This window comes from Metapseudomonas cellulosilytica (assembly GCF_049334135.1).
In the GTDB taxonomy this organism is placed as follows: Bacteria; Pseudomonadota; Gammaproteobacteria; order Pseudomonadales; family Pseudomonadaceae; genus Metapseudomonas.
In genome coordinates this window covers 60794-76484 of the sequence record NZ_JBHZGN010000013.1, presented here as the reverse complement: position 1 = coordinate 76484, position 15691 = coordinate 60794, and the positions used below count along the sequence as shown (strand labels likewise).

The following is a 15691-nucleotide window of genomic DNA, read 5'->3' as shown; positions in this document are numbered from 1 at the left end:
GAGCTAGCAGTGAAGATCATCATTCTTGGCGCGGGCCAGGTGGGCGGCACGCTTGCCGAACACCTTTCGGGCGAGGCCAACGACATCACCGTGGTCGACACCGACGGCGACCGCCTGCGCGACCTCGGCGACCGCCTCGACATCCGTACCGTGCAGGGCCGCGGCTCCTTCCCCACGGTGTTGCGCCAGGCCGGTGCCGACGATGCCGACATGCTGGTGGCGGTGACCAACAGCGACGAGGTGAACATGGTCGCCTGCCAGGTGGCCTACACCTTCTTCCACACCCCCACCAAGATCGCCCGGGTGCGCGAAGCGGCCTACCTGACCCGTGCCGGCCTGTTCGACAACGAAGCGATTCCGGTGGACGTGCTGATCAGCCCGGAACAGGTGGTGACCAATTACATCAAGCGCCTGATCGAATACCCCGGCGCCCTGCAGGTGATCGACTTCGCCGAGGGCAAGGCGCAGCTGGTGGGGGTCAAGGCCTACTACGGCGGGCCGCTGGTGGGCCAGGAGCTGCGCCAGATCCGCGAGCACATGCCCAACGTGGATACCCGCGTGGCGGCCATCTTCCGCCGCAACCGGCCGATCCTGCCCAAGGGCGACACCGTGATCGAGGCCGACGACGAAGTCTTCTTCATCGCCGCCAAGGCCCATATCCGCGCAGTGATGAGCGAGCTGCGCCGCCTGGAAGACAACTACAAGCGCGTGGTGATCGCCGGCGGCGGCCATATCGGCGAGCGCCTGGCCGAGGCCATCGAAAGCCGCTACCAGGTGAAGATCATCGAGATGAATCCGGCGCGCTGCCGGCACCTCTCGGAAGTCCTGGACAGCACCATCGTGCTCCAGGGCAGCGCCTCCGACCGCGACCTGCTGGTGGAAGAGAACATCAACGACGCGGACATCTTCCTCGCCCTGACCAACGACGACGAGGCCAACATCATGTCCTCGCTGCTGGCCAAGCGCCTGGGCGCGCGCAAGGTGATGACCATCATCAACAACCCGGCCTACGTGGACCTGGTGCAGGGCGGCGACATCGATATCGCGATCAGTCCGCAGCTGGCCACCATCGGCACCCTGCTGACCCACGTGCGCCGTGGCGACATCGTCAGCGTGCACTCCCTGCGCCGCGGCGCGGCCGAGGCCATCGAAGCCATCGCCCACGGCGACGCCAAGTCGAGCAAGGTGGTGGGCAAGATGATCGAGGAGATCGCCCTGCCGCCGGGCACCACCATCGGCGCCATCATCCGTGACGAGGAAGTGCTGATCGCCCACGACGACACCGTGATCGAGTCCGGCGACCACGTGATCCTGTTCCTCGTGGACAAGAAGTACATCCGCGATGCCGAGCGCCTGTTCCAGGTTGGCCTGACCTTCTTCTGAGCTCCACCTTAGCCGGATGCCGACATGGCTTGCAGATGATTCCCAAGCCATTTCGGCCCAGGCCTAACGCCACTTCCTGGGCCCCGGGGTTAGGGTTCGGCCCCTCTGCATCGCCGAACCCAGCCGCGCCATGTCCAGCCTCCGCTCCCACCACACGACCCGTCTCAGGCCAACGCCGGCGCCGTCCCGCGCCAGCCGTCGCGCCGCGATCCTGCGCATCCTCGGCGTGCTGCTGATGCTGTTCAGCTGCACCCAGTTGCCGCCGCTGCTGATCGACCTCTACTACGCCGAGGGCGCCTGGCGCGGATTCCTCCTCGCCCTGCTGATCACCCTGGCCTGCGGCCTGCTGGCGTGGCTGCCGGTGCGCGGCGCCCGTGAGGAGCTGCAGATTCGCGATGGTTACCTGATCACCGCGCTGTTCTGGATCGTGCTCGGCAGCTTCGGCAGCATCCCCTTCCTGCTCATCGACACCCCGAGCATGACGCCGGTGGATGCCCTGTTCGAATCCGTCTCCGGCATCAGCACCACCGGCGCCACCGTGCTCACCGGACTCGACCAGTTGCCCCGCGCAGTCCTCTACTACCGCCAGCAGCTGCAATGGTTCGGCGGCATGGGCATCATCGTGCTGGCGGTGGCCATCATGCCGATGCTCGGCATCGGCGGCATGCAGCTGTACCGCGCGGAAATGCCCGGCCCGCTGAAGGAGCAGAAACTCTCGCCGCGCATCGCCGAAACCGCCAAGACCCTCTGGTTGCTCTACTGCGGGCTGACCCTGGCTTGCGCCCTGGCGTACTGGGTCGCCGGCATGAGCCTGTTCGACGCCATCGGTCACAGCTTCTCGACCATCGCCATCGGCGGCTTCTCCACCCATGACGCCAGCATCGGCTACTTCGACAGCCCGCTGATCGAGCTGATCTGCATGTTTTTCCTGGTCATCTCCGGGATCAATTTCGGCCTGCATTTCCTCGCCTGGCGTCGGCGCAGCCTGAGCCACTACCTGCGTGACGCCGAATGCCGCAGCTACCTGCTTCTGCTGAGCGCGGTGTTCCTCGTCTGCGCGGTTACTCTGATCCTCCACCAGTACTATGAGACGCCGGCCCAATCGCTGCGCTACGCCGCCTTCATGGTGGTGTCCATCGCCACCACCACGGGCTTCGGCCTGGCCGACTTCAGCAGCTGGCCGACGCTGCTCCCCTACCTGCTGCTCTACACCACCTTCATCGGCGCCTGCGCCGGATCCACCGGCGGCGGCATGAAGGTGATGCGCATCCTGCTGGTGTTTCGCCAGGGGCTTCGCGAGTTCCAGAGGCTTCTGCACCCCAATGGCGTGTTCAGCGTCAAGCTGGGCCGCCGACACGTCCCGGACCGGGTGGTGGAGTCGGTTTGGGGTTTCTGTTCCATCTACCTGATGACCTTCGTTGCGCTCCTGCTGATCCTGCTCGCCCTGGGCCTCGACCAGCTGACCGCGTTTTCGGTGCTGGCCTCCTGCATGAACAACCTGGGTCCCGCCCTGGGCGAGGCGGCCCTGCACTATGCCAACCTGCCCGACGGTGCCAAGCTGGTGCTGAGCCTGGCCATGGTGCTTGGCCGGCTGGAAGTGTTTTCCCTGTTGATCCTCCTCAGCCCGGCCTTCTGGCGCTTCTAGCTGGCACAATGCAGGCCGCACAGAGGAGAGCGGGGCATGATCGAATCACTGGAAAAGATGCTGGCCAAGGGCGTGGACAATCCGCTGCTGCGCTTCGGCCTGGGTAAGGGCTACCTGGATCAGGGCGACTTCCCCAGGGCCGCGGAACACCTGCGCCGATGCGTGGACCAGGACCCGAAGTACTCAGCCGCCTGGAAGCTGCTGGGCAAGGCGCTGGAAGCCCAGGATGACTTTTCAGCCGCCCGTGATGCCTGGACCCAGGGGCTGGAAGCCGCCCGCGCCCATGGTGACAAGCAGGCGGAGAAGGAGATGACGGTGTTCCTCAAGCGCCTGGACAAGCGCGACCCCGCCTCGTCGTAAGTTGGTGCGGGCCACGCTGGTCTGAGCACAGCGAAGCCCAACCGAGGCCCTCTTCGCGCTCCGATCAGGACTCCAGAAAGCGCAACCCGGCCCCCTCGGCATCCACCCGTGTCACTTCCATTTGCAGGACGGGCGCCTCGATGGGCAGGTCCTGCACCTGGCCGCTGACCACACTGCCCACGGGCAGGGCGGCCAGGTCGGGATGCCGGACGTAGACGCCGCCATCGGACAGGTCGCGGGTCTGGGCGATCAGCTCACCGAAACTCGGGTGGCTGATCTTGATCCTGCATTTCATCGGAGTTCGGGGAAATTGCCGCTGGTTGGCCATTCGATCGCATCATCCTGAGCCGGTTCGTGGCGTCGTTAATACGGCTTATCGCGACCGTGCACAACCCTTCGGCAGTCGGGAATTAAAAAGGCGCCTTCCGGCGCCTTCTTCGTCAGTACCACTTCTTCTCACCCTCGGGGCGTTTCTTGAAGCGCTTCATGCTCCACATGTACTGGGTCGGATAGGCCCGCACGTACTTCTCCACCACACCGCTCATGGCGGCCACGGCTACTTCCACGTTCTCGCTGTACATGGCCTCGGGCGCCGCTTCCAGGATCACCTTGAAGCCGGAGCCATCGGGCAGTCGCAGGGCATGCAGGAACACGCCACGCGCCTTGCCGCCGGCGAGCATGCCGGGGACGAACTTGCTGGTCAGGGCCTGGGTGCCGAGGAAGGGCACGAAGAGGCCGGCCGAGAGGCTTGGTTCCGGATCGGCGGGAATACCGACGGCACCGCCCTTGCGCACTTCCTTGATGACGCTGAGGATGCCTTCCTTGGTGGACGGCGCCACGCGGTTACCCAGCTGCACACGCTGTTTCTGCAGCAGCTCGTCCACCGCCTTCAGCTTCGGCGGGCGGTAGAAGATGATGGGTTTGCACTGGGCGCAGTAGAAGTGGTTGAGCACTTCCCAGTTGCCCAGGTGGCTGGTGATGCCGACCACGCCCTTGCCGCTGGCCAGGGCCTCGTGCAGTACCTCCAGGCCTTCGACCTCGCGCACCAGGCCAATGGATTTCTCCGCCGGCCAGATCCAGGCGCAGGCGCTTTCGGTGAGCGTCTTGCCAATGTCCTTCAGGCTCTGGCCCACACGCTGGTCCAACTCGGCGGGCGACCATTCGGGGAAGCACTTGGACAGGTTGATTCGCACCACATCACGGGAGCGGTTGGGCAGTTTCCACATCAGCCAGCCGATGGTGGCCCCGACGGCTTGCACGGCCCGCCAGGGCAACAGGGCGAAGAGGCGCAGGAAACCCACGACCAGCGCGCCTTTCAGCTTATCCACAGGCAACTCCAGAGATTTCAAAAGGGCGCATTCTACCCTCACCGCATGAACGATGCCGCCTCAGGCGGTCAGCTCTCGGTAGCGATCACAGTCCGTGGTGTGATCCATGACCATCCCGGCGGCCTGCATGAAGGCGTAGCAGATGGTCGGGCCGACGAAGGTGAAACCGGCCTTCTTCAGCGCGCGGCTCATCGCTTCGGCCTCGGGGGTGACCGCCGGCACATCGCCACGGCCGCTGAAGTGGTTGAGCTTGGGCTGGCCGCCGACAAAGGACCAGAGCAGCGCCACCGGGTCCTCCAGGCGCAACCAGGCTTGGGCGTTCTGGCGCGCGGCCTTGAGCTTGAGCAGGTTGCGGATGATGCCCGGGTCCTGCATCCGCTCTTCGATCTCCTCGTCACTCATCACCGCCAGGCGCTGCGGGTCGAAGCCGAACAGCACCTCGCGATAACGCTCGCGTTTCTTCAGCACGGTGATCCACGACAGGCCAGCCTGGAACCCCTCCAGCAACAGCAGTTCGAAGAGCGCCGCCGGATCCTTCAGCGGTACGCCCCATTCGGTGTCGTGATAGGCGATGTAGAGGGGGTCGTCATTGCACCAGAAGCAGCGTGGCATAAGGCTTTCCATGCAGTTGCGGCGGGTCGGATCGGGTATACTCCCGCGTTTTCAGTCGAAGACCCAGCACAGGTGAAATTCGTGAGCCAGACTACGCCCGCCGTGCGCACCTTCCAAGACCTGATCCTCGCCCTGCAGCAGTACTGGGCCGAGCAGGGCTGCGTGGTGCTCCAGCCCTACGACATGGAAGTGGGCGCCGGTACTTTCCACACCGCCACCTTCCTCCGCGCCATTGGTCCGGAGACCTGGAACGCCGCCTACGTGCAGCCGTCCCGCCGCCCGACCGACGGTCGCTACGGCGAGAACCCGAACCGCCTGCAGCACTACTACCAGTTCCAGGTGGTGCTGAAGCCCAATCCGGAAAACTTCCAGGAGCTGTACCTGGGTTCGCTGAAGGCCATCGGCATCGACCCGCTGGTGCACGACATCCGCTTCGTCGAAGACAACTGGGAATCGCCGACCCTCGGCGCCTGGGGCCTGGGCTGGGAAATCTGGCTGAACGGCATGGAAGTCACCCAATTCACCTACTTCCAGCAGGTCGGCGGCATCGAGTGCTACCCGGTCACCGGCGAGATCACCTACGGCCTGGAGCGCCTGGCCATGTACATCCAGGGCGTGGACTCGGTCTATGACCTGGTCTGGACCGACGGCCCCTTCGGCAAGGTCACCTACGGCGACGTGTTCCACCAGAACGAAGTGGAGCAATCCACCTTCAACTTCGAGCACGCCAACGTGCCGAAGCTGTTCGAACTCTTCGACTTCTACGAGAGCGAGGCCAACCGCCTGATCGAGCTGCAGCTGCCGCTGCCGACCTACGAGATGGTCCTCAAGGCCTCCCACACCTTCAACCTGCTGGACGCCCGCCGCGCCATCTCGGTGACCGAGCGCCAGCGCTACATCCTGCGCGTGCGCACCTTGGCCCGCGCCGTGGCGCAAAGCTACCTGCAGGCGCGTGCACGCCTGGGCTTCCCCATGGCCACCCCCGAACTGCGTGACGAAGTACTGGCCAAGCTGGAGGCTGCCGAATGAGTGCACAAGATTTCCTGGTAGAGCTGGGCACCGAAGAGCTGCCTCCCAAGGCCCTGAAATCCCTGGGTGATGCCTTCCTGTCCGGCATCGAGCAAGGCCTCAAGGCTGCCGGCCTGGGCTACGCCAAGGCCCAGGTATTCGCCGCCCCGCGTCGCCTGGCCGTCCTCGTTGAGCAGTTGGCCACCCAGCAGCCCGATCGCAGCGCCAATCTCGACGGCCCGCCGATCCAGGCCGCCTTCGACGCCGAAGGCAAGCCGACCCAGGCCGCCCTGGGCTTCGCCCGCAAGTGCGGCGTGGACCTGGAGCAGATCGACAGGAGCGGCCCGAAGCTGAAGTTCAGCCAGAACATTCCCGGCCAGCCTGCCGTGGGCCTGCTGCCCGGTATAGTCGAAGCCTCCCTGGCCGCCCTGCCGATTCCGAAGCGCATGCGCTGGGCCGCCCGCCGCGACGAGTTCGTGCGTCCGACCCAATGGCTGGTGATGCTGTTCGGTGAAGAGGTGGTCGACTGCGAGATCCTCGCCCAGAAAGCCGGCCGTGAATCCCGCGGCCATCGCTTCCACAATCCGGACAACATCCGCATCGGCAAGCCTTCCACCTACCTGGAAGACCTGCGCAGTGCCCACGTGCTGGTCGACTTTGCCGAGCGCCGCGAGATCATCGCCAAGCGCGTGGCCGAACTGGCCGCCGAGCAGAAAGGCACCGCGGTGGTTCCCGCCGACCTGCTGGACGAAGTGACTGCCCTGGTCGAATGGCCGGTGCCGCTGGTGTGCTCCTTCGAGGAGCGCTTCCTCGCCGTGCCCCAGGAAGCCCTGATCTCCACCATGCAGGACAATCAGAAGTACTTCTGCCTGCTGGACGCCAACGGCAAGCTGCTGCCGCGCTTCATCACCGTGGCCAACGTGGCCAGCAAGGACCCGGCGCAGATCATTTCCGGCAACGAGAAGGTGGTGCGCCCGCGCCTCACCGACGCCGAGTTCTTCTTCAAGCAGGACAAGAAGCAGAAGCTGGAAACCTTCAATGAGCGCCTGAAGAACGTGGTGTTCCAGGCCCAACTCGGCACTGTGTTCGAGAAGGCCGAGCGCGTGTCCCGACTGGCCGGCTTCATCGCCCGGCAGATCGGCGCCGATGCGGCTCGCGCCGAGCGCGCCGGCATCCTCGCCAAGTGCGACCTGGCCACCGAGATGGTCGGTGAATTCCCCGAGATGCAAGGCATCGCCGGTTACTACTACGCCAAGAACGACGGCGAGCCGGAAGACGTGGCCCAGGCGCTGAACGAGCAGTACATGCCGCGTGGCGCTGGCGCCGAGTTGCCGCAGACCCTCACCGGTGCCGCCCTGGCCGTGGCCGACAAGCTGGATACCCTGGTGGGCATCTTCGGTATCGGCATGCTGCCCACCGGCAGCAAGGACCCCTTCGCCCTGCGTCGCCAGGCCCTGGGTGTGCTGCGCATCCTGATCGAGAAGCAACTGAACCTCGACCTCGCCGCCGCCGTCGCCTTCGCCATCGACCTCTATGGCATCAAGGTGAAGGCCGACGGCCTCGCCGAGCAGGTGCTGGAGTTCGTCTTCGACCGCTTGCGTGCCCGCTATGAGGATGAAGGCGTGGACGTGGCCGTGTACCTCTCGGTTCGCGCCCTGCAGCCGTCCTCGGCACTGGACTTCGACCAGCGCGTACAGGCCGTACAGGCCTTCCGCAGACTGCCGGAAGCTGCCGCCCTGGCCGCCGCCAACAAGCGCGTGTCCAACCTGCTGAGCAAGGCCGACGGCAGCGTGCCGGCGACCGTCGACAGCGCCCTGTTGCAGGAAGGCGCCGAGCAGGCGCTGGCCAAGGCCGTCGCCGACGCCGAACAGGCCCTGGCGAACGCTGGCAGCTACCGCGAGACCCTGGAACGCCTGGCCAGCCTGCGCGAGCCCGTGGACAGCTTCTTCGAAGCGGTGCTGGTCAATGCCGAAGACGCCGCCGTGCGTGGCAACCGCTATGCACTGCTGGCCAAGCTGCGCGGCCTGTTCCTGGGCGTGGCAGACATTTCGGTATTGGGTTGAGGAAGGACAGCCACAAGCTGCAAGCTTCAAGCTGCAAGTCTCGACTGAGCACGCTTGGCGCTTGTGGCTTGCCGCTTGAGGCTCATTGATGAAGTTACTGATTCTCGACCGCGACGGAGTCATCAACCAGGACTCCGACGAGTACATCAAATCCCTCGAAGAGTGGATCCCGATACCCAGCGCCATCGAGGCCATCGCCCGCCTGAGCAAGGCCGGCTGGACAGTCGCCGTGGCCACCAACCAATCCGGCATTGCCCGCGGCTACTACGACCTCGCCACCCTGGACTCGATGCACGCGCGGCTGCGTGAACTGGTGGCGGAGCGGGGTGGCGAACTGGGCGTTATCCAGTATTGTCCCCACGGTCCGGACGAGGGCTGCGATTGCCGCAAGCCGCGCCCAGGCATGCTCAAGCGCATCGCCGAGCACTATGGCGTGGAGCTTGCTGGAACCTGGTTCGTCGGCGACAGCAGTGGTGACCTGGAAGCCGCGCTGGCCGTCGATTGTCAGCCCGTTCTGGTGAAGACCGGCAAGGGTGAACGGACCCTGGCCAAAGCCCTGCCAGCGGGAACCCTGGTATTCGACGATCTGGCGGCAGTCGCCGCACATCTCCTTCAATAAACAAGGTCAACAGCTCCCATGACGACAGTGCAGGCCATCAGAACTTTCCTCTTCTACCTGCTGCTGTCGTTGAGCGCCTTCATCTGGGGCACGCTGAGCCTATTTTTCGCACCTTTCATGCCCTTCCGCGCCAGGTACCGCTTCATCGTCTGGCGCTGGTGCCGCTTCGCCGTCTGGCTGACCAAGGTGATGGTGGGTATCCGCTACGAAGTGAAGGGCCTGGAGAACGTGCCTGAGCGCCCCTGTGTGATCCTCGCCAAGCACCAGAGCACCTGGGAAACCTTCTATCTCTCCGGCGCCTTCGAGCCCCTCAGCCAGGTGGTCAAGCGCGAGTTGCTGCGGGTGCCCTTCTTCGGTTGGGCCATGGCGCTGATGAAGCCCATCGCCATCGACCGCAGCAACCCGAAGGCGGCGCTCAAGCAACTCGCCGCGCAGGGCGACGAACGCCTGAAGCAGGGCGCCTGGGTGCTGATCTTCCCCGAGGGAACCCGCGTACCGGCCGGCCAGATGGGCAAGTTCTCCCGTGGCGGCGCAGCCCTGGCGGTCAACGCCGGGCTCCCGGTGCTGCCGGTGGCCCACAACGCCGGCAGCTTCTGGCCCAAGGAAGGCTGGGCCAAGTATCCCGGCACCATCCAAGTCGTCATCGGTCCGGTGATGTACGCGGAAGGGGAGGGCCCAAGGGCCATCGCCGAGCTGAACGACCGCGCGTTCGCCTGGGTGGAAGCGACCCAGCGCGAGATCGAAGGACCGCAGTCCGCTGCCGCGGTCGACCAACCCGCCTGATTTGTGGATAAGCTGTGGACAGAATTTTGGCGATTCGCCAAAATCGTCGCTCAAAGCGCTGATTTACAAAGCTTTACCATTCACACTAAAGCTTAGCGAGGAAGTGCATAACGCTTTCTCGCAACGCGCCGCGTTACCCTTTCAGGTATTTCGAATCCAGGGCGTTGAAGCAGTGGATGATCCGCTCACGCTTCACCCCTGGAAAGTTCTTCTCGGTGAGTACGACCAGCACCGCCGGCTTGACCCTCCCGGAACGCAGCTGCCGCATCATATAGGCGCTGATTTCTTCGTCAGTAACCGGTACCTGGTCTTCCATCATTGTGTTCCTCGCGCGATCCCCAAAGGCCCTGCAGAGGGCTCCAGACTACGATGCCCGTTCGCTGGCGACCAGCGCCAGAACACTCGGTAGCGCCATTGCAAGGGGGAAGGGGTTACGCCGGAAGGGGATTTTGCGGGAGCCGGAAAGCACTGAGGGGAGCCTAAGCTCCCCTCAAATGTTTCTTCGTTATTGTTGTTGTTCTTATCAAGTGCTCGTTGTTGTTCTTCGCTACTGGCTGCTAGCGAGCCAGAAATGGCTGGTCCCAACACGGACCTAGGGCAAACGGATTTTTTTGGACGCTGATCATGCCATCGTCATTTGAACCAACCAGAGCTGCCGCTACCTTGAGGTAGTTTTATTGTTCTGTTGCTCCAGTCACCGGGGTGCGGAATGGCACACCCTCTCCAAAAAAATCGGTTTGCTTCTTCTCTGGGCTGTTGTTTTTGTTTTGTCAGAGTCGAAAAATTTCTTCTTGAAGCTTTTTATTGTTGTTGTGCCATATATAGAGCACGAGTCGTGCCAAAAATAAAAAACACCTTATAAATCAATACATTATAAAAATTTCTGTTTCAGAAAGGCCTTTCCGAGCCCCAAAACTGTTCCCATACGACTCGTCCGGGTACCCTGGGCCAGGGCCATGGGTAACACTCCTCCCATCCTTTTGACACCCTCGTGTTACCGCCTGTTTCCGGCTTTCAACCCATTGTCCGGAAAGGAAAAACTCCTGATTCAGCAAGCGAGCTCAAGCGCTCATCAGCAGGTTTCTGAGCCAAGTCAGTACCTGATCGCGGCCCTGCGTGTCGAAGACGAACTCCTGCCCCCTGAATGCGCTGTTTAGCAGACAGCGATCTCCTACGGTGCTCCATCGGCTTCGGTTGCGATGGAAACTCAACCCGGCCTGGCCTTCGCCGGGTGCAAAGCAGGCCGGCAGCTGCCAGCAGGTCTGTAGCGCCGAACCAGGTGCGGTAAGCACCCGGCGTTCATTCAGATAACGGAAAGTGCCTGCTCCCGGAAGCCGTGGCGGCATCCCGCCCAGAGCCAGTTTTTCCGTGGCCAGGTACAGGGTATTGGTGGGGTCCTGTTCATAGGCGAAATGCGGGTGATAACGTGCCCAGGGAATCGCTTGCGCAGGAAGATCATCGACCTTGAGAATCTCCCCCACCTGCAGCCAACCCCAAATCGCATGTATGGACGCCTGATCCGGACAGAAACGCCAACTACCTGATACCTGCTCGATGGGACGAAAGGATCCGAAGAACAGGAACAGATCCCCCGCCGTAACGCCCTCATTGCGTAAATGCCCTTGAGCACTGCCACTCTGCCCCAGCATCGGTCGCCACCCGGGCATGCGGGGCAGGGCCTCGACACGCAGATCAGGGTCCAGGTGGGCACCTCGACCGCGCCACCCGGTTTTGCGGGTCAGCTGATCTACCAGTTCACCAAGGTCGATACCGTCGTAGTCGATTTCCCCATAGGTAATGGGCGAGGAATCATCCGGGATGGGCAGGGAGCAAAGACGACCATCCGGCAGGATTGCGCTGGGGCAGTCACCGGCGGACGAATCAAAGCCTTTGCGGCTCAGGATGATGCGCATCGACGATAACCCCTCCCAACGCCATGCGAGCTGATCAACGCATTCTGCCAGCGCGCCTCGGGGGTCTACCACGACCCACGCGATGCGGCTTACCGAGAGTGGGTCGATTCGCAGATTGCCGAGTCAGGCGATGGGGTCGGCATATTCTCTGGACAACAAAAAACCCGCCGAAGCGGGTCTTTTGTAACGAGCCGACATCCTGTCGACGCATCCTTGCGTTCGTCATCGTCCATGGTTCTGAGCGACTCCTTCGCTCAGTGGATGCTTGTAGGTTACGGATGACGAGCAATGCGCGATAGCAGCTATGACCGTCACCTGATGTAAGCCATTCGCCATGCCTGTCGAGGAACAGCCAATCACTGACACGGGGAAACTCGCCTGGGTGTCGCTACGAATGGATGCCCCTCTGGATCGCCTGTTGTCTGTTAACCGCCAGGACACTCATATGCAGGTTCTAAATTCCAAGCTGATGCAGCTCCTGGCGGGTAAGGCTTGTCAGTACGATTTCGGTGGTGTGGCAGGCCCAGCCCTCGCGTCAGAGCTGGATGAAGCTCACTTGGTCGACGCCATTGCCTTGCGCAGACGCGCCGCCTCCGACGTAGCCTCTTTCAGCGACCAATCCCAATCGTCGGGCGGATGACCGCTGGCCAACATCTTCCGGAAAACCCGATAAGCATCTTCACTGCTTTCATAGGCGCGCTTGGTGTCTTCATCGTTCACCCATGCCAACACAATCACCCGACTTGGCCCGTGATAACGGAAGAACAGTCGGTACTGCTGAAAGAACTTGGCACGAAACCAGTGCTTATGATCCTCGCCCAGCGCGCCGCCTTGGCGGTACTCGGGCTTGGTTGGATCTTGCGGGATGACGTCAAATGCGAGCTTGGCAATCGCGGCCAATCGTTTAGTTGCGTTCTTCTTGATGTAGCCCACCGGATCTTTCTGCTTCAACGCCTCGACCTGCTGGATCAGGGACTCGATCTGATCCAGAAACAGGGGGTGAGCAAAAACCGTCCAACCGTGTACAACTAGTGGCATGGGCTTGTCTTGGCTCATTCATCATCCGTCGACAACGGAGCATCAAGGTCAACCTCAACGCTTCCAACCAGCGCATGAATGCGCGCCACGAGGTTCGCATCGACGGCTTGCAAGCGCTCGGGATGGCTGGCGATGTCACGTGCCAGAAAGCCCAGGAACTGGCCGAGCACCGGATCATCTTCTGGTGCTTCCGCGCGGGTGAGCACCACCTCGCCGCTGGGACGGATCGTGTAATGGAGCTTATCGCGTTTGCTCAAACGGAGAGCACGACGCACTGTTTCCGGCACTGTGGTTTGGTATCGGTCAGTGAGAGTGGATTCGACTTCAAGTGTGGTAGCCATGCCGAACTCCGGATCAGCGAGGAGAACAGCCCCATGGTAATGCGCTTGCATTACCAAATCAATGCACATGCATGCCAGGGAATGGACCAACAACGGGGATTGGTGCGAATGGGCGACTTCGGCATGGACATCGTTACGAGGAGACGCAGCTCTGATACTAAAGGCTGGCTAATCCCCCGGTTCGAGCAACTCCATTGAGCTCGACGGATCTGCAATGCGATAGCCCATTGCCCTGTAACCGGCTTGACGCTTGTTCCACATCCGTAACAACGCCGGATGTCCGGTATCGACGAAGTCAACGATGCGTACGTCGGTTTTGCTCGTATGCTCCCGGTGCAGTCGCCCGGCATATTGCTGAGGATTGCCTTTCCAGGAAATCGGCATGGCCAGGATCAAGGTATCCAACGGCGGATGGTCGAAACCTTCGCCGACCAGCTTGCCCGTAGCCAGGAGTACTCGTGGGGCATCGGGTGGTAACGCCTCCAGTTCGCTAATCAGTACAGCCCGTTGCTTTTTGGATAACCGACCATGCAGCGCGAACAAGCTTTCCACCCGCCCAACCAGCAGCTCTTCGATAACACTCAAGTGGTCGGTACGCTCCGTCAGCACCAGGATCTTCCGACCTCGCCTGAATGCCACTTCAACCGCAGCAATGATTCTGTCAGTTCGCTCTCCATCTTCAGCGACCTGTCGAAAGACCTCCTGGATGCCAGCGTTCTCAGCCATCACCATCGGCTGACGCAACCACTGAGGCATGACCACCAGATCAACGGGAGCACTGGCCGGCCTCGACGCAGTGTGCCGAATGGGCCCGCATTGCATGAAGATGATCGGTTGCTGACCATCTCGGCGTATCGGCGTAGCGGTCAATCCGAGCACATATTTGGCGGCGGAGCTCTTCAGGATGGCTTCGAATGAAATAGCCGACAGGTGATGGCATTCATCGACGATGATCTGCCCGTACTGTTTCACCTGCCCACTGACTTCACCGTGGCGCGACAACGACTGCATCACCGCGACATCGATGAGCCGGCTCGGCTTGGCTTTACCTCCCCCGATGGTGCCGATCATTCCTTTCTCAACACTCAGGAAAGTCTGCAAGCGCTCCTTCCATTGTTGAAGCAGCTCGGTGCGATGCACTAGCACCAGTGTATTCACGCCTCGCCTGGCAATCAGCGCAGCAGCCGTCACGGTTTTGCCGAACGCCGTCGGCGCACACAGGATTCCGGTGTCATGCCCCAGCACGGCCTCGAGGGCAATCTCCTGATCCGGCCGCAACGTTCCCGCAAAGTGAATATCGATGGGCTCACCCAGGAAGCGCTCATCGTGAAGCACCAGGGCAATGCCGTTTTCCTCTAGCAATTCTTGGGCGGCATTCAGGCAGCCACGCGGCAACGCGATGTGCTTGGGAAAGTTCTCGGCACATCCAATCACGCGAGGCTTGTTCCACACCGGTAGGCGCATGACCTGAGCCTTGTAGAATTCCGGGTTCTGAAACGCCGCCAACCGGATGAGCTGGTTCGACAACGGCAGGGGCAGTTCGGATTTGTTGAAATAGATCTTATTGGCCAAGGTCACATTCAACACGGTGGGAAGCGGACAGGTCAGTTTCCGTGACTTGGGCGCCTGATGCTCCCAGGGCTGTCGCTCTTCAGTCTCGTCACCGATTACATCCAGGGGATGGCGATGCCCAATGGCCCTGACTATCGCGGGCTCGATGTCTTCGGCGTACATCGGCTGAAGGCTCGCGAGGAAAGCCCACTGATCGGGATAAGGAACCAGCTCTTCATCAACAAACACGCTGGCATTTCGAGCGCGCGCGCTCTTCTGTAATGGCAAGGCGATCAGATTTCCGAATCCGCCTTTCGGCATGCTGTCCTGGTTCGGAAAAAGTCGGTCATAGGAGGTAAGGGCCAACTGCCGGGTGCGTTCGCAGGTACGGCTGATGATCGCTGTACCCAGGCGTCTCGCCTCAGCTGCGGGTACATAGCTCGCGAAGAAGAGCCAAGCATGAGCACCGTTGCCGGAACGCGAAATTTCCACCGCCACCGGCACGCCCAACTCTCGGCATGACTGTGCAAAGGCCTGGACGTCTTCCCGCCAATCAGCCTCGTCAAAATCCACAGCCAGGAAATGGCAGGTGTCGTCTGGCATCAGTGGATAGACACCAATGACGATCTCACCGGCCAGATGCCGGTACAGCACCTGGTCGCTCAGGGGTATTAGTTGACGATGCGGGCACTCGCCGCATTTGATCCGGGGCTTCTCGCAAACGCCGACACGCCACTCATTGGCACAGGCAGGGGAGTAACCCGATTTACCCGCCTTGCTTTCCCAGCGCAGTGGAAAGACATCGGTTCTGCCCCGGAACAAGCGCCTGAACAACGCCAGCTTCGCATCAGTATCCAGCCTCGGGGCTACGGGTTCGGCGATCGGGCCATCAGCCTCCTTGCTAGACGCGACAGGTGCACGCCACTCGATACCGTTGGCTTCCAGTAGCGCAGTCAATCGGGCGTTTTCGGCTTGTAGTTGCTCCAGCAGATCAGCGTCGCTCATAGGTCAGCCAGTAACAGTCTGTGTACTACACGGGGTTATGCA

The 15691-nt window shown here is 62.0% G+C and carries 15 protein-coding genes; 7 read left to right on the top strand and 8 right to left on the bottom strand.

Annotation, left to right across the window (positions count from 1 at the left end):
- Positions 1 to 9: 9 nt before the first annotated feature.
- The 3 genes from trkA (at position 10) to ACFW0H_RS17600 (ending at position 3388) form a co-directional block, all read left to right on the top strand.
- Positions 10 to 1383, top strand: coding sequence for a Trk system potassium transporter TrkA (gene trkA / locus ACFW0H_RS17610; RefSeq protein ID WP_422915153.1), 1374 nt, complete (start codon positions 10 to 12; stop codon positions 1381 to 1383).
- Between the two features lie 130 nt (positions 1384 to 1513).
- Positions 1514 to 3028, top strand: a complete 1515-nt coding sequence (locus ACFW0H_RS17605; RefSeq protein WP_422915152.1) for a TrkH family potassium uptake protein — start codon at positions 1514 to 1516, stop codon at positions 3026 to 3028.
- 36 nt (positions 3029 to 3064) lie between these two features.
- Positions 3065 to 3388: a tetratricopeptide repeat protein gene (locus ACFW0H_RS17600; RefSeq protein ID WP_422915151.1), complete on the top strand. Its 324-nt coding sequence runs from the start codon at positions 3065 to 3067 to the stop codon at positions 3386 to 3388.
- A 64-nt stretch (positions 3389 to 3452) separates the two neighbouring features.
- Here ACFW0H_RS17600 and ACFW0H_RS17595 read toward each other — a convergent pair whose 3' ends face one another.
- The 3 genes from ACFW0H_RS17595 to ACFW0H_RS17585 all read right to left on the bottom strand — a co-directional run bounded on the left by ACFW0H_RS17595 (position 3453) and on the right by ACFW0H_RS17585 (position 5328).
- Positions 3453 to 3716: a PilZ domain-containing protein gene (locus tag ACFW0H_RS17595; RefSeq protein ID WP_422915150.1), complete on the bottom strand. Its 264-nt coding sequence runs from the start codon at positions 3714 to 3716 to the stop codon at positions 3453 to 3455.
- A gap of 112 nt (positions 3717 to 3828) precedes the next feature.
- Positions 3829 to 4716: a lysophospholipid acyltransferase gene (locus ACFW0H_RS17590; RefSeq protein ID WP_422915149.1), complete on the bottom strand. Its 888-nt coding sequence runs from the start codon at positions 4714 to 4716 to the stop codon at positions 3829 to 3831.
- 60 nt (positions 4717 to 4776) lie between these two features.
- Positions 4777 to 5328: a DNA-3-methyladenine glycosylase I gene (locus ACFW0H_RS17585; protein WP_422915148.1), complete on the bottom strand. Its 552-nt coding sequence runs from the start codon at positions 5326 to 5328 to the stop codon at positions 4777 to 4779.
- Between the two features lie 81 nt (positions 5329 to 5409).
- Between ACFW0H_RS17585 and glyQ the strand changes: the two genes are divergently transcribed.
- The 4 genes from glyQ (at position 5410) to ACFW0H_RS17565 (ending at position 9801) form a co-directional block, all read left to right on the top strand.
- Positions 5410 to 6357 carry a glycine--tRNA ligase subunit alpha gene (gene glyQ, locus ACFW0H_RS17580; protein ID WP_422915147.1) on the top strand — a complete coding sequence of 316 codons (948 nt, stop codon included), beginning with the start codon at positions 5410 to 5412 and terminating at the stop codon, positions 6355 to 6357.
- Positions 6354 to 8399 (top strand): glycine--tRNA ligase subunit beta, encoded by a 2046-nt coding sequence (gene glyS / locus ACFW0H_RS17575; protein ID WP_422915146.1) that lies wholly within the window; start codon positions 6354 to 6356, stop codon positions 8397 to 8399. The genes glyQ and glyS overlap by 4 nt, the downstream gene beginning before the upstream one ends.
- Before the next feature lie 88 nt (positions 8400 to 8487).
- Positions 8488 to 9018 carry a D-glycero-beta-D-manno-heptose 1,7-bisphosphate 7-phosphatase gene (gmhB, locus tag ACFW0H_RS17570; RefSeq protein WP_422915145.1) on the top strand — a complete coding sequence of 177 codons (531 nt, stop codon included), beginning with the start codon at positions 8488 to 8490 and terminating at the stop codon, positions 9016 to 9018.
- Between the two features lie 18 nt (positions 9019 to 9036).
- On the top strand, positions 9037 to 9801 hold the full coding sequence (locus tag ACFW0H_RS17565) for a lysophospholipid acyltransferase family protein (RefSeq protein WP_422915144.1): 765 nt from the start codon (positions 9037 to 9039) through the stop codon (positions 9799 to 9801).
- 133 nt (positions 9802 to 9934) lie between these two features.
- Here the strand turns inward: ACFW0H_RS17565 and ACFW0H_RS17560 are convergent, their stop codons facing one another.
- The 5 genes from ACFW0H_RS17560 to ACFW0H_RS17540 form a co-directional block, all read right to left on the bottom strand.
- Positions 9935 to 10117 (bottom strand): hypothetical protein, encoded by a 183-nt coding sequence (locus ACFW0H_RS17560; RefSeq protein WP_377692519.1) that lies wholly within the window; start codon positions 10115 to 10117, stop codon positions 9935 to 9937.
- A gap of 745 nt (positions 10118 to 10862) precedes the next feature.
- The gene (locus tag ACFW0H_RS17555) at positions 10863 to 11714 is read right to left on the bottom strand and encodes an Nmad3 family putative nucleotide modification protein (RefSeq protein WP_422915143.1); all 852 of its coding nucleotides are present in this window, start codon (positions 11712 to 11714) and stop codon (positions 10863 to 10865) included.
- A gap of 552 nt (positions 11715 to 12266) precedes the next feature.
- Positions 12267 to 12770 (bottom strand): type II toxin-antitoxin system YhaV family toxin, encoded by a 504-nt coding sequence (locus tag ACFW0H_RS17550; RefSeq protein WP_422915142.1) that lies wholly within the window; start codon positions 12768 to 12770, stop codon positions 12267 to 12269.
- Positions 12767 to 13093 (bottom strand): type II toxin-antitoxin system PrlF family antitoxin, encoded by a 327-nt coding sequence (locus ACFW0H_RS17545; RefSeq protein ID WP_422915141.1) that lies wholly within the window; start codon positions 13091 to 13093, stop codon positions 12767 to 12769. Before ACFW0H_RS17545 ends, ACFW0H_RS17550 begins: the two co-directional genes overlap by 4 nt.
- A 168-nt stretch (positions 13094 to 13261) precedes the next feature.
- A complete protein-coding gene (locus ACFW0H_RS17540) occupies positions 13262 to 15649 on the bottom strand; it encodes a TOTE conflict system archaeo-eukaryotic primase domain-containing protein (protein ID WP_422915140.1) in 2388 nt (795 codons plus the stop codon).
- Positions 15650 to 15691 lie beyond the last annotated feature (42 nt).

Excerpts from the sequence above, each read along its gene's own strand:
- ACFW0H_RS17605 (WP_422915152.1), top strand. The coding sequence starts at position 1,514 with ATGTCCAGCCTCCGCTCCCACCACACGACCCGTCTCAGGCCAACGCCG.
- ACFW0H_RS17600 (WP_422915151.1), top strand. The coding sequence starts at position 3,065 with ATGATCGAATCACTGGAAAAGATGCTGGCCAAGGGCGTGGACAATCCG.
- ACFW0H_RS17595 (WP_422915150.1), bottom strand. The coding sequence starts at position 3,716 with ATGGCCAACCAGCGGCAATTTCCCCGAACTCCGATGAAATGCAGGATC.
- ACFW0H_RS17585 (WP_422915148.1), bottom strand. The coding sequence starts at position 5,328 with ATGCCACGCTGCTTCTGGTGCAATGACGACCCCCTCTACATCGCCTAT.
- glyS (WP_422915146.1), top strand. The coding sequence starts at position 6,354 with ATGAGTGCACAAGATTTCCTGGTAGAGCTGGGCACCGAAGAGCTGCCT.
- gmhB (WP_422915145.1), top strand. The coding sequence starts at position 8,488 with ATGAAGTTACTGATTCTCGACCGCGACGGAGTCATCAACCAGGACTCC.
- ACFW0H_RS17565 (WP_422915144.1), top strand. The coding sequence starts at position 9,037 with ATGACGACAGTGCAGGCCATCAGAACTTTCCTCTTCTACCTGCTGCTG.
- ACFW0H_RS17560 (WP_377692519.1), bottom strand. The coding sequence starts at position 10,117 with ATGGAAGACCAGGTACCGGTTACTGACGAAGAAATCAGCGCCTATATG.
- ACFW0H_RS17555 (WP_422915143.1), bottom strand. The coding sequence starts at position 11,714 with ATGCGCATCATCCTGAGCCGCAAAGGCTTTGATTCGTCCGCCGGTGAC.
- ACFW0H_RS17550 (WP_422915142.1), bottom strand. The coding sequence starts at position 12,770 with ATGAGCCAAGACAAGCCCATGCCACTAGTTGTACACGGTTGGACGGTT.
- ACFW0H_RS17545 (WP_422915141.1), bottom strand. The coding sequence starts at position 13,093 with ATGGCTACCACACTTGAAGTCGAATCCACTCTCACTGACCGATACCAA.
- ACFW0H_RS17540 (WP_422915140.1), bottom strand. The coding sequence starts at position 15,649 with ATGAGCGACGCTGATCTGCTGGAGCAACTACAAGCCGAAAACGCCCGA.